Here is a 549-nt window from a genome sequence, read left to right on the forward strand (position 1 = left end):
CTGTGGGGCTTTGCCAATCTGGTCCTGTCCTATCTGCTGGTATGCCGGGTCGGCACCTTCGACCTGCGTGACACACTCCAGGTGACCGCCTTTGGCCTCGGAATGCTGGCGCTCGGCTTGTTCTGCGCGTGGCACTTCGGCCGCTTCCACGGAGGCAACGCGCCGGAGCAGCCATGAGCGCGCCCGGAACCCAGGTCTTCCGATCGCTCGGCACCTTCAACTACCGCGTCTGGATCACCGGGTCTTTCGTTTCCAATGTCGGCACGTGGGTGCAACGCACTGCACAGGACTGGCTGGTGCTGACCATCCTCACGCATCACAGCGCCGCCGCAGTCGGCATCGTGATGGCGCTCCAGTTCGCGCCGCAGTTCCTTTTGCTCCCCTGGACCGGCTCGGCTGCCGATCACCTCGACCAGCGCACGTTGCTGATCGTCACACAGGCAACGATGGGCAGTCTGGCCCTGGCGCTCGGCATACTCACCGTCAGCGGTGCCGTCCAACTGTGGCACGTCTATGTGTTTGCCTTCGCGTTCGGCTGCGCGGCCGCGT

The 549-nt window shown here is 64.7% G+C and carries 1 protein-coding gene; it reads left to right on the top strand.

Features of this window, described 5'->3' with window-relative positions; genetic code table 11:
• Positions 1–173: 173 nt before the first annotated feature.
• Positions 174–549, top strand: a 376-nt coding sequence (locus AACY08_RS28390; protein WP_339472421.1) for an MFS transporter, incomplete at its 3' end; no start/stop codon positions are given.

The sequence above is a fragment of the Pseudomonas sp. EL_65y_Pfl1_R83 genome (assembly GCF_963970695.1).
Lineage (GTDB): Bacteria > Pseudomonadota > Gammaproteobacteria > Pseudomonadales > Pseudomonadaceae > Aquipseudomonas > Aquipseudomonas tritici.